At 71.0% G+C, this 241-nt stretch carries 1 protein-coding gene; it reads left to right on the forward strand.

Annotated elements, in window-relative coordinates:
• Positions 1–50: 50 nt before the first annotated feature.
• On the forward strand, positions 51–241 hold a 191-nt coding region (locus tag SB658_RS27075), incomplete at its 3' end, for an ATP-binding cassette domain-containing protein (protein WP_410603608.1).

The following is a 241-nucleotide window of genomic DNA, read 5'->3' on the forward strand; positions in this document are numbered from 1 at the left end:
CCCGCGGTCACGTCGGCCCTGCCGATCGCCCAGCACGAAGGAGCCGTCCGATGAGCGAACTGCGCTTCGACACCGTGAGCGTGCGGTTCGGAACCCACCGTTCCGGACCCACGGCCGTGGACGGCGTGAGCCTCGTCGTTCCCTCCGGCTCGGTCGTCGGTCTGGTCGGCGAGTCCGGGTCCGGCAAGTCCACGCTCGCCAGGGCCGCCATCGGCCTCTCTCCGATCAGCGAGGGCACCAT

The organism is Bacillus sp. SIMBA_008 (genome assembly GCF_046535495.1).
Lineage (GTDB): Bacteria > Bacillota > Bacilli > Bacillales > Bacillaceae > Bacillus > Bacillus subtilis.